The following is a 14,221-nucleotide window of genomic DNA, read 5'->3' on the forward strand; positions in this document are numbered from 1 at the left end:
CTTTCTGGGAAATTACTCTGAAAACAGTGTGCCGGGCCCCGCTTTCGACGTAGACATGGGTGTTGACTCTTACTCGGGCAGCCAAGACATCGATGATGCCTGCGTTAAAGTGACTAGCATTGGCATTAGGCTTACAACAGATTCTCTCAGTGTCTGTTGCGAACAGGCCGGTTTACGTTCAGTTTCATCATTTTGTGGAGTGGTGACGTAGATCTGAGGTTTTCAGGCGTCCCAGTCTTCTCCGCGCAGGACGGCTCGACCCACTTCCAGTGCCTCGGATGTCGGAATGAACTGGACAATATCGAGATAACCGACTCGGTCCCTACCTTTCCACCATGCGTCTTCTATGCGACGCACTGCCTCCCATGGATCAATGTTCCACGAAGTGTTGTACGTCGTCGGTATCATCCATTCACGCATGATGCGCTCGACAATGACGCCCAATGCCATGGAGCGGGCTGTCGTAGGATCTATCTCACCGGTTCGTGTCATGACGAGCGAATGGATTTCCCCGTCAGAGACCCAGTCCTCCGTGCTACGAGCGAAAATATCCTCGAATATTGTTCGCTGACTGATTGTTGTCTTCATGACACTTCCTAATACCAAATACCTAAGCGTTCACTTTTGAATATCAAACTTTTGCTGCCCCTGACCCGGGAACGTTACTTCAAGAGTAGGGTCATCGCTGGAAGAGCCGGAGCGCCACTGTCCCCAGGTATCATCTGGCAGACGATAGGGCGTGACGGTATATCCGTCCCCGCCGGTAAACGGTCTTCCCACGGTGGCGACTCGAGTCCAATCCCGGAAAGGATACGAGTCGTTCAGTGTCTTGATGATGCCGGCGTAATTCGACCTCCGGATTCACGCTGGGCGATTCCGGAACTTGGCGCCCTCAGATTCGATGTAGATACGCCAGCGGGTCATTATTCCGTTAACTCCAAGGGGGACCTCACCAAGTGGGGGAGGCAAGTAGCGAATTAACCCAGACCAGCTTTCCGGATATCCAAAGCCTGACCACAACATTTCAACAACAACGAACAGATCAATAAACTCAGACTGATGTTCATGGATCCAGGCCAATGTTAAGTACTGCCACACGAGAGAGTCGTCATTTTTGGGGGCCCGTCGTCGACGGATAGCACCGATAAGATCAGGTACTCTGTCCAAATTGTTTGACAAAAGAAGTGCCAGCGCCTCTTCTTCGCTCTCAAGGATTCGACCCGCCTGATACCATTCCAGAGCGAGGGCAACGGCTGCACCGCTGTTGATCCAACCGCGGTGGTAACCCATGACTAGTTCCTCCGGAGTCAGTGTCACTCGCGGAGCTATGAAATCCCATGGAATCAAAAATTCAACCTGCTCCTCATTCATGGTTAGTTAGGGGTTCCGCTGATGCCACCATTGCGGATAAACGTTTGATGAGGAGCCATGCAAGGTCCCTAATGCAGTCGGCAAATGCGGCCCAGTTCCATCCGAAGTATTCGGGAAATGAAGAGATGCCGGAGAATCCGTAGAAGAGATCATCCAAGGTCTTCATTCTTGAGGCGTCCAATTGGGCGAGGTGTATATTCTTGTTGTCTGTCGGTGTGAGAATTCGGTTCAACTCAGCTTGGGTAGCCCATGGATCCAAGGTGGAGATACCGGGAATATCGGCGAAGCTCGTCATGTTGTCCTCCAATTTTGCAAACCGTCAGGTACCTTGGCTGTACCGGCCCGAATTTCGTGTTCGGATAGTCGATACCTGATGCAATCCGCGTGATTCAGGTCGTTTACATCCGTTGAGTTCCCTTTCGAGAGTCGAGGAGTATTGCATCCGATAACTCGTCTCGTATTTGAACTATGTCTTTCGTGCAAAAGAAGTCGATAGGAGCGGCGGTAACCTCTGGGCTTATGTTTGTGGTTACATGGGCAAAAGGCTCACCGATGTCATATCCCCAGGCGATATTGAAAACGGTGTACACGGTTCCGTTTTCGACGTAGACACGGGTGGCCACGCCTCCTCGGGCTGCCAGGAGATTGATGATGTCCGCGTCCAAGGGACTAGCCACACCATGGGACATAGCAACGAAGTATCTTGTTGTGCGGCACGACTCACTCCTTGCGACGGAAGATTCACTATGTCCAGATGCTCATTACTGGCGACTTTCTGCTCCCATCGGAGGAGAAACAGACTAAGTTGCACGCCCGCCGGCGGAACTCTTTGTGGAGCAAAGTGTGAAGAAAGGGAAGGTGGAGTCTCACCCGGACCAAGAGGGCGCATCTGTGAGTTGGACTCCTGAGAGTCCGGAGCTTCAGGCGCCAGTTTGGGTAAGAAGGCCCGAGAATAGGCAGTAAGGAATCTTGCTCCGAACACAAAGACTGGTTCACTGCTCAAGACCTTCTAGGGAACGAATCAGTTCGAGTGCTTCAGAAGTGCTGACATGTCCGTCAATGGCATCTCCTATTTCGTCCAATCTGGCGATAGCTTCGACGATAACTTCTTCGCCGTCCGCTTCATACTCGATAGCAAGAGGTCGAACCGGCTCGCCTCCAGCCGCTCGAATGTAGCCGCGTCGGACAAAAGAGGCCCATGACTGCACAGCCTCAGGGGGAAAGTCCCCTAAGATCAAGCCATTTAGAACGGAAATTACGGCGGTTCAAGAAAGAACTATCGGCTCTTCGAGATTAGCCAATGCATCGCGGAACGCTACATGCTCCAGTCGCGCTAGGACGTCCAATGAGAATGGGTTCCCGCTAATGACCTGAGCCATTGCCCTTTGAACGTGTTTCTCAAAGCTAGCAGCCATCGCCGACCCATTTCCTTTCGAGGCTAGTCTCCGATGCTTTCTTCCTGGACTGGCGCATTCTACTTCTCGACGGAATTCATCGAAGCTGTTGCGGGATTCACCCGTGTTGGCAAATTTTGACTCGCGCACCACCCCGGTAAAAGGCCATTCTGAGGACATGTTAAGCTCCGCTCCCTCTTCTGCGAAAGCGTTCAATGAAGGACGTTCGTTGGTTCTCCTCAAGCGGTGTCTTAAAGTCGGGCTCCGTGAAATTGGCCAGCGCATTCTCAACGGAAACGAATTCCACGCCAGCTGATGTCCATGCACCGTCTCTATGCTGGGACAGAACCAGCGCTATATCCCATGACCGCTCAGCCCAGACTGCCCATCTTCCGGAACTACCAACCAGGGCCGCGACATTCGCGGTGTAGGCAACGGATCCAGTCGGATCCCCGATCGGCTCGAAGCTGACCGCGTCCCAGTACCTGCCACCTATTGACTTCGCTGGCAACACAAATGCCGGGTAGGAGCCATAGTTCTCGCGGTAGTAGTGGGGGTCCGGTTCCATGGCGGCAAAGCTCACAGTAGTGTCATCATGGGCCGCAGCGAGCGCTTGGAGAACGGGCTCGAAGGAACCTTCGATGGCGTGGCTGTACTGACAGATGTCCACGATCCCTGTCGGGGCTCTGAAAGGCCAGAGCGGAAGGCGGTGCTCTACATGTACGACTTTGTTCAAGTTGTCGAGGATTCGCTTAAAAGACGCGACATCCGTGGGATAGAAATCTGCGGCTGTCATGGCGTGTACCCCAATCGGATCTCCAGTGTCTTTCCCGTGGCTCCCGCGGGAGTGAAGTCCGCCGTCCAGCCCGCGTAGCCGCTGGAGTTTTTGTTTCGGAGGATGTACTTGGCGCCGGCCCTCTCAAGGATTTGGACTTGTCCATCCTTCGAAATTCGCGACGTCCAGCCACCTCGCACCAGTGTATCGGCGAACTCAACATGGGAGGTGCTCGTACCCACGTTTCGGATTGAGCCTTTCCTAGTTAGGTCGACGTAGCTGCGTGCACTGCCGGGCCACGCTCCGGCACCCTCTGTCGCTTCGATGGTCGAAGCTCCTTGGAGTGATGCTCCAGCGCTGCCTAGCCCTCCGGCGATGCCCAGCACAACCAGCGGCCGGACCTTGTCAGCGAACGCCTGGTTGCCGTGGACGAGGTCCTGCGCCCATTGCGGCTTGGTTTGGAGGTTGGCCTCCGCAAGTTCGTTGCCACAGGCTTCGTTGATGGCCAGCTGCTCCGGGCTCATGCCGACCTTCACGTTTCCAGCGCAATTCAGGGCAGTATGTGTGGCGCTGATCTGGGGTGCGCTGGCACGTGCAGGTGTATAGACAGTGGCCTGCTGGATGACGCGATTGAAGTAGGAGTTACCGGTGGGTGGCGTGTAGTCCGGCTGCCGGATTGAATCCGGCGGCAGAGGCGGGATTGGCAGCAACGCTGGCGTGCTGTCAGGGATTGGTTCCCAGCTTTGGGACGCCGGCAGGTAGTCGTAGGAGGTTCCGTCGATGACCCTGACAGGGTCGTATCCGAGGTTGTCGATCAGGGTTGTGGGGTTGTTGAGGGTGTAGGCGTACCCGTTGTGGGTTTGGGGTGCGTTGAGGAGACCGCGCCATTCGTCCTGCCCTGTCCAGGCCCCGGTGGACGGTTCGAGGGTGCGGGCGTGGAATTGGTAGGTGCCGTGGGTTGCGTTGGTGGGTTGTCCCGTGTAATTGAGGTCGGAGTCCCAGCCGGTGGTGCCGTATTCCTGGACACCGAAGTCTGAAAACTCCGACAGTTCGGTGATGGCCCCACTACCGGCGGCGTTGGTGGTTTGGGCGATGGTCGAGCCGAGCCGGTCCAGCAATTCCCAGCGGTCTTGAATCGTGGTGGTCCCGGTTTGCAGGGCGACGTGCCCTACGTTGTCCGGGATCAGGTTCGCTGTTCCGTGGTTGTCGGTGTTCTGGACGGGGGTAGACCCGTTGAACGCCGTCGACGTTTCGTGGGTCCCGTAGGCGGTTTTGTCAGAGCTGGTGAGGTTCCTCCCGAGTCCGTCGTACTTGTAGGCGCTCTCGATCCCCGGACGGGTGATGGATTGGACTCGGTTGTCGGGGGTGTAGTCATAGGCGGTGGTGGGTCCGCCGGCGACGGCGGCTTTGGTGCGGTTCCCGTTCGCGTCGTATGCGAACGCAGTCACAGCAGCACCAGGTGCCCCTGTGCCAGACCCGGTGCGGGTTTCACTGGTGAGATGGTCGGTGTTATCGAATACCGCGGTCACGTCCAAGGGATCGCTGGCCGTGGTGGTTGCGGGGTTGTCGTTCGTGGTCCAGCCGGTCCGGTTCCCGTTCCGGTCGAAGTTGTAGGTGTTCTTCAGTCCGGTGCTCGAGGTGGAGCCGACGAGTCGGTTGAGGGGGTCGTACTTGTAGTCGCGAGTGTCCGTGACCGGGGTAGCCGACGTCGGGGTGGTTCCGTTGGTTCGGGTCCGAGAGGCCGCGTTGCCGTTCTTGTCATAGGCGTAGCTCAGGGTCAGGGATTCGCCCGGTGCAATGCCCGCGGCCGGCGTGGGTAGGGTGCGGCGGGCCAGGTAGTCCGCCGTTTTCACACAGTTCGTTCCAGTTGCGCCGTTCTCCGGCAGAGCCCGGTTGGCCAGGTAGTTGGCCACGGTGGTGCAGGCTTTCGGTTCTTTTGAGACGGGTTTGGTTCCGGGTACCACGCCAGGCCCCGCAACAGAGCCTGCGGCCGAAGCAGCTGTAGCTGGCTCGGGTTTCGTGGTGGCGTGCGTGATGGACTTGGTGCGGTTCGCGGGTGTGTATTCGGAGGTGGTCGTGACACCGTTGGAACGGGTCACGACGCCGGTGTTCCCCGCGGGCGTGTAGGTGTAGTCCAGGGATCCCCAAGGGGAGCTCTGGGACTTGACCCGGCCGGCGGCGTCGTAGCTGTAGGAGACCCCCACCGGTTTGTCGATAGTGGGTTGTCCTGCGGTTTTGCCGGTGGTGGCCGGGGTTGTTGCCCCGGCCGGCAGAGTGAGTGTGGTTAGTTGCCCGGCAGGGTCATAGTCGTAGAAGAGCTTCTTCCCCAGCGCATCGGTCTCTGACTTCAGCGCCCCGCGGGCATCGTAGCTCCACGCTGAGGCGCCGATGGCATCTTCCATGGTGATCATGGCTTGCTCAGCGTCATAGCCGTAGGAGACCTTCTGACCCGTGGAATTGGTGACGGTGCTCAGGTCCCCGGTAGGCGAGTAGCTTTTCGTCGTGACGGTCCCGTTTGCGTCCATCTGTTTCGTCAACAGTCCGCGTCCGTCGTATTCGTACGCCCGCTTCTTGCCGGCCGGGTTGGTTTCAGCGGTGGTCCGCCCGGCCTTGTCGTGGCTGAACTTTGTGGTGTTGCCGTTCGGGTTGGTGACCTCGGACAGGTATCCGGCGGGGGAGTACACATAGCTGGTGGTGACATTCGTGTCAGGGCCCTCGGGTTTGCCCGGGACGCTGTTTTCGGTGACGCCAGTAAGCCGGAACGCTTTGTCCCAGGAATAGGCGGTGACTACGCCGTTCCCATCCGTCATGGACGTCTGGTTCCCCTCGAGGTCCCAGCCGTACGAGGCAGCAACCCCGTCGGGATCGAGGGTCTTCACGAGGTTGCCGGCGATGTCATAGGACCGGGTCCAAGCGTCCCCGTCCCCATCCGTAGTGGAAATGACGCGCCCGGCGCGGTCGTAGCTTGTAGTAGTCGTTTCTCCCGCCGGGTTCTTCACAGCCACGGGCCGGTTCAACGCGTCGTAGGCAGTAGTCGTGACCTGCATAAGCGGGTTGGTGACCGTAGTCCTGTTCCCGTCCGCGTCGTACCCGAACGAGCTACCCGCGCCCGTGGGGTCGGTCGAGGAGGTGAGCTGGCCCGCGGAGTCAAAAGCCTGTTTCCAAGCCTGCCCGCGCCGGTCAGCGATGGTGACGGGGTTCCCTGCCTTGTCGTACGCGGTGGTGGTTGCGTTCCCGGACTGGTCAACGGCTTTGACGAGCCGATCCATTGCGTCGTACTCGAACTTCCGCACACCCCCGGCCGGATCGGTGACCGCGGTGGTCCGCCCGACGCCGTCAAGGGTGTATTCGGTTTTCGCGCCTGTTGGGTCCGTGGTGGACGTGACGCGGTTCAGGACGTCGTAGGTGGTGCTCGTGGTGCCGTCTTCGGGGTTGGTGGTGGTGAGCGGGTTCCCCACCTTGTCCCTCGTCCGGGTCCAAGTCCCACCGAGGGGATCGATCGTTTTGGTGATTCTGTAGAGCGGGTCGAGCTCGAACGATGTTTCGGCGCCGAGTGGGTTGGTGATCCTGGTGAGCTCGTCCTCGCGGTTGTACGCGTAGGTGGTCTTGCCGCCGTCGGGATTTGTCACGGAGGCAACCCTGAACAGGGTGTCCCATTCGTACGTGGTGACTGCCCCCGTAGGGCCGGTAGTCGAGGTGAGGTGGTTGTTCCCGTCGTAGGACAGGGCGGTGACGCCGCCCGCGGCGTCCGTCTGAGTTACCAAACGGTCAGCGGCGTCCCAACCATAGGAAGTGGTGTTTCCACGCGGATCGGTTGCTCCGGTGACCCGGTTGGCGGCGTCGTAGGCGAAGGAATTCGTCCGGCCGAGCGGGTCCGTGACCGTGGTCAGGTTCCCGCGTCTGTCGTAGCCGTAAGAGGTGGTGTTGCCCAGTTGGTCAGTGGACGCCGTGAGGTTCCCGCCGCCGTCGAACGCGTTGGTGATGATGGTGCCGTCGGCCAGATGCACTGCGACAGGCAACCCCCTGGCGTCGTTATCGAAGCTGGTGGTTCGAGTGGCTCCGCCGGGTCCACCGGTGTCCGTGCTCGAAGCGAGGTCCCCTGCAGGGGTGTAGGTATGGGACGTGACAGTCCCGTCCGCGGCGGTGGTCGAAGTGACGTGCCCGGCGGCGTCGTAGGCGTAGGTAGTTATGTGCCCGTTTTCATCCGTGTGGCCGGTGACGTTGTTGTTCCCGTCGTAGGAGAAGTCCTGTGTTCCGCCGGCGGCGTCCATGATCCGGGTGACGCGGTAATTGTCGTCTCGCGTGTAGACGGTCTTGTTGCCTTCGTTGTCCACGTAGGTGGTGGTCTTTGCGGCGTCGTCGTAGGTGAAGACCCGTTCATTGCTTTGGGCGTCCCACTGCTTCACGACCCGGCCGGCGGCGTCGTATTCGTTGCGCAGGTACAGGACCCCAAGAGGATCCGTGGCGGTGAGGAGTTGGTGGGCGCCGTCGTACGTTAAGGACCGGGTGCGGCCGTCCGGTTCGGTGATGACGGCCAAGTTCCCTGCGGCGTCGTAGGACAGTCTCCAGACTCTTCCATCCGGGTGCGTGAAGGAAGTAACCCGGCCCAGGTTGTCGGACCCGACGGCAACGGTCTGTCCCGCGGCGTCGGTGATGGAGGCCAGCGGCTGGAACTGTGTCTCCGGTGTTCCGGGACCGTACGCCAAAGTGGTGGCGTTCCCTTGCCGGTCGGTGTGTTTGACCAGCTCACCGATGCCCTCGACGTCGGAGGTGTCGAACAACCAGGATTCGCCGTCCGGGGATGCCAGCACGAGCTGCCCGTTGCCGGCGTCACTAAGGGTGTTCCGGGTGCCCGCTTCCGCGGTGAAGCCGCCGGCACCGTTGCCGGTGAATACGTAGGATGCCCCGTCCCCACGCACGGCCAGGACCGACCCGTCGTTGAACCTTTGTACCCGGGCGCCGAGCCCGAATGAGACGCCGGCGCCGGTACTGGAGAGCCTGCCGTCCTGGGAGTTGTAGATCAGGGACAGGTCAAGATTCTGGTTTCCGGGTCCGGTGAGGGTGAACAGCGGAAACTTTTCGATGAGGTTCCCGGTGGTGTAGGAGACCGGCTCAGCACCGTACGCCTGATAGTTGTGAAAGCCCAGGTTGCGCCATTTCGCCAGCTCGGCGGCTGATGGTTTCGCCGGCCAACCGCCGGTTGTGGGATTGGTGCAGTTGAATCCCTTGGTTTCGAGATACTTCCCAAGCCCGGTGAAGACGCCGTTGGTGATCGAAGCGAAGCCACCATCGATCACGGGCCGATCAAAATTGTGATCGATGTATAGGGCCTCCAGATGCGCTACAGCACCAGATAAGGACGCGAGCTCCGCATAGGGCAGGGGCGTGGTTGCACCTGATGAAGCCTGCTTTGCGGGGCGGCCTGTATAGCCGGGCATCTGCGCGATCAGCGAGTTCGTCACTGCGTTGTCGTCGGCCCCGCCGCGCGTATACGCCTTGGTCCCACCATCCGAGGCCACACCCCACGGGTGCCCGAAGAGCGCATCAAAGGCCAAGGTCACGGTCAGGTCGGGGTTGTGCGAGGCGGCCATCGCTGCCCGGGTTTGGGGGGAGATGAATCGAGGGGACGCTGAGGGGCGGGTGACCAGGACGTCGGCTTTGCAGGTGGCGGTCAACATCGCCGCAACTTCGTTCGCCAAACGCACGTTCTGTGGGAGTTCGGTCATGGCTGCGCTCGGGCCGGTGGTGACGGCCACGTCGTCGTCCGGATCCAGGACCACCCGCGGTCCGGCGGCTGGCGTGAACGGGGTGCCGATGACCACGAACTGGGACAGGTGGTCCGACTCACCGCGAACCTTGCCACTGGCCTTGTCGTAGTAGGAAGGCAGTTCAACCCAAGGTTCGCCGGGCTTCTCCCGAGTCATGATCCGGACGGACGCAGGGTCGACCTTTCCCACGCTGGTGCCGAGCCGGGTCTCGTCGATGGCAAGCTCCAGACCGACCCCAGGGTCCACAGCCGTCACCACATCCGGTCCGTCCTGGGTTTTGACGATGGTGGGGTCCGCCGGGAACGAAGTGATGTTGTCGCCGTCGGGGGCGGTCGCAGTGATCTGAACAGCACTGTTCAACGCCACGCCGGAGGTTTCGGCCGCTGCGGTCCTGGCCGCCCCGTCGCCGAGTTTCTTCACCGCCACATCCAACTGGTCTTTGATCTCGTGGCCGGAGAACCTGACTTTCGCGCCCACTGGATCCGCGCTGACCGCAGATTCCTGACCAGGCCGGGCCGCACCCTTGCCAACATCGGGGGCGTCCTTGGCTGGACCCTGCCCGTCCTCCACCTCCGGTGCAACGTAGGGCACGGATCGGGTCAGCGCAGCGGATGTGTCCCGTGCCATGGCCAGGGTCTCGGCCCGCAATGAGGCACTGATATCTACCGGGGAGGCGTAGCTTGGGGTCAGCGTCGAGGCGGCCAATGCGCAGGAAAGCCCGGCCCCCATTGCACTCGAGGCCAACCGCCTGATCCATGACCCGATTGAGGTTTCACTTTTTGTGTTGTGACGGCGGCTCATGCGTCACCGCCCGTGGAAGGATCCGCGTAGCTCGTTGCGGAGGCGGCGGTCTTCCTTCGACGGATCAACAGGGCACCACCACCGAGGAGGACCACTCCGAACAAAGCCAAAGCACCGGCTTGAAAGCCTGTCGAAGCCAGAAATCCTGCCGAACCCGGAGCGGCACCTGGCAGCGGGATGCCAAAGATGTTCGGCTGTTCCTTCACGCACGCGGCCAGTTCTGCGGCGTCTGAGACACCGTTGCCGTCGAGGTCTTCCTCACCGGTCGCGCACCCCCTGCTTCCGCAGATGACGACGTCGATCCAGTCCGCGATCTTGTTCCCGTCCGCATCCTCGCGGCCGTTCGAGCACGTTGCTGACCCACACGCCAAATCCTCGGCGTAGTCGGGGACGCCGTCAGCATCAGCGTCGGTGGCAGGGTCCGCGCATCTCAGGTCACCGCACGCCGTGACCTCGGTCCAGTCGGGAATGCCGTCATGGTCGGTGTCTTCCCGGCCCGTCGCACACGTCTCGGACCCACAAACCACCACCTCGACACCGTCGGGTATGGCATCCCCATCGGCGTCACAGGAAGCAGCGTCCTTTTGGGCTGAACACGCCACATGCTGAGTTGCGGGAACCGACGAAGAGTCCGACGTGGATGCCTTGGAAACAACACCTACGCGCGTGCCTGCGCCCGTGTCGGTTGCGGCCGCGGCTCCAGGAACAGTGACAAGCAACAGCATGAGCAGTGAAGCGACGCCCAGCAAACCCCTCACCACCGTCTTGGAAGGATCGGAGCCGACACTGTGGCCCCGTCCCGGTCCTGTCCGCAGAGGGGACGACCCGTAATACGGAGATGAGCGGGTAACAGGAAGCGCCACAGGGATGCCTTTCGGAATGCGGGTGATGGGCACCGCAATCCGTCAACCGGGAGCGCGGTTCCACTTAGTTAGAGCCGCATGAGGGCGTTCTATGACGCATGGCAGCACAAAAAGAATTGGCAGGTCCTCCGGGGGTGACCGTGGAGGCGTGCAGCCTTTAGCGCTGGACCAGGCACTCGGGTGACGTGGAAGCCGGGACGGAGGCCCCTTTCGTGTCGGTTCCGAAAAATGGCGCAACCGGGGCCGAAAAGACGCAAAAGCAGAACCCCCGGCCAGCTTTCGCATACCGGGGGTTCCAACGTGGCGGAAGGTAAGGGATTTGAACCCTTGGTACGGGGTTACCGCACACTGGTTTTCAAGACCAGCTCCTTAGGCCGCTCGGACAACCTTCCCTGCCTAGTAGTGTTTCATAGGGAGTTGGCTGTACCAAAACATCGCGTCTTTCCGAGCCCGGCCCCGGGCCTTGGAAGTGCAAGCTAGAAACCGGAGCACGTCATGAAAGCCGTCTTTATTTCCCAGCCGGGCGGACCCGAGGTCCTTGAGGTCAGGGACGTTCCGTCGCCGGTGCCCGGCGAGGGTGAGGTGCTGATCGACGTCGTCGCGGCCGGGCTTAACCGGGCCGACGTCCAACAGCGACGCGGTTTCTACCCGCCCCCGCCGGGTGCCTCCGAAATCCCGGGCCTGGAAGTATCCGGCCGCATCGCCGGGTTCGGCCCCGGCGTCACCAAGGCGTTTTCGCTCGGCGACAAAGTGGTGGCGCTCCTGGCCGGGGGAGGCTACGCCCAGCAGGTGGTTGTTCCGGCGGAGCAGGTCCTGCGCCTGCCCGAAGGCGTTGATCTGGTCACTGCCGCGGCCCTGCCCGAGGTAGCCGCCACCGTCTACTCGAATCTCATCATGACCGCGCAGCTCCAAACCGGCGAGACCGTTTTGGTCCATGGTGCCACCGGCGGTATTGGAACCATGGCCATCCAGTTGGCGAAGGCCTATGGCGCAAAGGTGGCCACCACCGCCGGAACTGACGAGAAAGTCGGTACGGCCAAGGCGTTCCTCAAGGCCGATATCGCCATCAATTACAACGAGGAAGACTTTGCCGAAAGCCTCAAAGCACAAAACGGCGGCAAAGGCGCGGACGTGATCCTCGACGTCGTGGGCGCCAAATACCTGCAACAGAACATTGACGCGCTCGCGGACTATGGCAGGCTGATCATCATTGGCCTGCAGGGCGGCACCAAGGCCGAGATCAACTTGGGCCAGCTGCTCAGCAAGCGCGCGGCAGTCATCGGCACCGCACTGCGGCCGCGGCCCGTGGCGGAGAAGGGGATCATCATGTCCGCCGTGCGCGAGGTGGTGTGGCCCATGCTCGCTGACGGCCGGATCACGCCGCTCGTTGCAAAGACCTTCCCGCTGGACCAGGTGGCCGAAGCACACAAGTACTTCGACTCCGGCGAACACATGGGCAAGGTCCTGCTGCTCCTCTGACCCGTCACTCAACTGCAAGGAGCTCCATGTCGATCAGGCACAGCCTGCTGGCCCTGCTCCAGGACCAGCCCCGGTACGGCTACGAGCTGCGTGTCGAATTCGAGGAGCGCACCGGCGCTGCCTGGCCGCTGAACATCGGTCAGGTGTACACCACTTTGGAGCGCCTCGAGCGGGACGGCCTGGTCAGCAAGGACGGCGACGACGGCGGCGGCCACGTCGTCTACAGCATCACTGACGCCGGGCTCGCCGAAGTCGGGGCCTGGTTCGAGGGGGCGGTGGACCGTGGCAGTCCGCCGCGGAATGAGATCGCGATCAAGCTCGCGCTCGCAGTGACACTGCCGGGGGTGGATGCCTCGGCCGTCATCCAGGCTCAGCGGGACGTCTCCGTCCGGGCACTGCAGGAACATACCCAGGCCAGGAAGGCTGTTCCGGCGAACCAGCGCTCAGCAGATACTGCCTTGTTGCTGGTGCTTGACTCCCTGATCTTCCAGGCCGAGGCGGAAGTGCGCTGGTTGGATCTGTGTGAGGCGCGGATGGTGCAGGCCCAGGCGAAGGCCGGGGAGGCAAACCCGGCCTAGTCCCGGGTTGTGGCTGTGTCGAAGTGAATGTCTTGATGTGTGATTGAGGACGTCGAGCTGTCTTTTGAAAAAGAAATTGAGTTTTGACATGCAATTTCCAGAAATGTGAAACAGTTTCAATTTAACGGCTTGCTTGGTGCAATTTTAATTGCTACAAAAGAACCTATATCCACGGCGATGGGCTCTGTCTAAATATGGGGGATACCTTGAGTACTCGTGTTCTTGGGAAAGTTGTTTCCAGTGTCAGTGCTGTCGCCCTGGCTGGAGGGATTGCACTTACTGCGGCGATGCCGTCTTCGGCGGCCGTCGACGGCATGACTAACAACTGGTCAAACTGGTGGTGCGCGCACGCTGAAGTGTGGATCTACAACGGCAGCTACCGACTTCAGTCTGTAGCCCGCCTTGGAAATACGTGGTCCTACGGCGCGCCCTCTTGGTCCTATTCGAGGTCGCAGGTAGATGGCTACAGCTGGACGCACGAGGCCTACCAGATTCGAATCGCTTAGGCCGGTTGGACTTGGCTAAGTCGCTGAAGACCACCAGGCCCTTTGCGCTTCTTGTGGTTGCCGCATGCGCACTCTCCTCGGTTTCAGCCTGTTCGAACGGCGACCAAGGACCGTCTGAGCGGCGGCATATTGCGGATAACTTCTCGGATCTTGTAGTTCAAGCCCTCAGGGATCCCACGCTGCAAGAATTCGACAGGAATGTTCTGGCGCGAGCCAAGGAATCAGGCCGGATTGAACAAGCCGACTACGACGAGGCTTACGGACGCTTTGCCCAGTGCATGGCGGCAGCGGGAAGGCCTGTAAGGCTAACGAAACTCAACAATGGACTTTACCGGGTAGAAAATACTCCCCTGGCAGATGGGGAGACCTTGGAGTCGGCATTTTCGGCTGTAACAAATTGTCAACGGGGAACCACCAACGAAATTGGTGAACTCTTCGGCATTCAACAAGGAAATCCTGAACTGCTTGCGGACGCTGATCAAGTCGCTTACAACTGCCTGGCAGCGAAAGGCATGGTTGGATCGGCGTTCTCCAAGGATGACCTTAAGAAGGCGCTGGACGATAAAGAAAACGACAAAACCTCATTGGAAGATCGGCTTCCGTTTGACCCGTATGCTGACGAGGCCCAAGCGTGCTTTGTCGGAGCCAACATTGTTATCGGGAAGGGTGCGTCACAGCGGTGAATA

Annotated in this window: 9 protein-coding genes and 1 tRNA gene; 3 read left to right on the plus strand and 7 right to left on the minus strand. The window is 60.2% G+C overall.

Features of this window, described 5'->3' with window-relative positions; translation table 11 throughout:
* Nucleotides 1-222 precede the first annotated feature (222 nt).
* From ACIPY2_RS11615 to ACIPY2_RS11645, 7 genes are all read right to left on the minus strand, one after another.
* Complete coding sequence (locus ACIPY2_RS11615) at nt 223-588, minus strand: hypothetical protein (RefSeq protein ID WP_400266531.1); 366 nt, start codon at nt 586-588, stop codon at nt 223-225.
* 273 nt (nt 589-861) lie between these two features.
* A complete protein-coding gene (locus ACIPY2_RS11620; RefSeq protein WP_400266532.1) occupies nt 862-1,371 on the minus strand; it encodes a DUF2247 family protein in 510 nt (169 codons plus the stop codon).
* Nucleotides 1,364-1,666: a barstar family protein gene (locus ACIPY2_RS11625; RefSeq protein WP_400266533.1), complete on the minus strand. Its 303-nt coding sequence runs from the start codon at nt 1,664-1,666 to the stop codon at nt 1,364-1,366. Before ACIPY2_RS11625 ends, ACIPY2_RS11620 begins: the two co-directional genes overlap by 8 nt.
* A 1,280-nt stretch (nt 1,667-2,946) precedes the next feature.
* On the minus strand, nt 2,947-3,561 hold the full coding sequence (locus tag ACIPY2_RS11630; RefSeq protein WP_400266534.1) for a hypothetical protein: 615 nt from the start codon (nt 3,559-3,561) through the stop codon (nt 2,947-2,949).
* Nucleotides 3,558-10,052, minus strand: a complete 6,495-nt coding sequence (locus tag ACIPY2_RS11635) for an RHS repeat-associated core domain-containing protein (protein WP_400266535.1) — start codon at nt 10,050-10,052, stop codon at nt 3,558-3,560. The genes ACIPY2_RS11630 and ACIPY2_RS11635 overlap by 4 nt, the downstream gene beginning before the upstream one ends.
* A 53-nt stretch (nt 10,053-10,105) precedes the next feature.
* Nucleotides 10,106-10,972 (minus strand): LPXTG cell wall anchor domain-containing protein, encoded by an 867-nt coding sequence (locus ACIPY2_RS11640; protein ID WP_400266536.1) that lies wholly within the window; start codon nt 10,970-10,972, stop codon nt 10,106-10,108.
* A 301-nt stretch (nt 10,973-11,273) separates the two neighbouring features.
* Nucleotides 11,274-11,364: transfer RNA gene (locus tag ACIPY2_RS11645), tRNA-Ser, on the minus strand.
* Between the two features lie 103 nt (nt 11,365-11,467).
* Between ACIPY2_RS11645 and ACIPY2_RS11650 the strand changes: the two genes are divergently transcribed.
* The 3 genes from ACIPY2_RS11650 (at nt 11,468) to ACIPY2_RS11660 (ending at nt 14,218) form a co-directional block, all read left to right on the plus strand.
* Entirely contained in the window at nt 11,468-12,451 is a 984-nt protein-coding gene (locus tag ACIPY2_RS11650) for an NAD(P)H-quinone oxidoreductase (RefSeq protein WP_400266537.1), read from the plus strand.
* Between the two features lie 26 nt (nt 12,452-12,477).
* A complete protein-coding gene (locus tag ACIPY2_RS11655) occupies nt 12,478-13,029 on the plus strand; it encodes a PadR family transcriptional regulator (RefSeq protein ID WP_400266538.1) in 552 nt (183 codons plus the stop codon).
* Between the two features lie 517 nt (nt 13,030-13,546).
* The gene (locus ACIPY2_RS11660; protein WP_400266539.1) at nt 13,547-14,218 is read left to right on the plus strand and encodes a hypothetical protein; all 672 of its coding nucleotides are present in this window, start codon (nt 13,547-13,549) and stop codon (nt 14,216-14,218) included.
* Nucleotides 14,219-14,221: the final 3 nt, after the last annotated feature.

The sequence above is a fragment of the Paenarthrobacter sp. NPDC089675 genome, assembly GCF_044749185.1.
Classification (GTDB): Bacteria; Actinomycetota; Actinomycetes; order Actinomycetales; family Micrococcaceae; genus Arthrobacter.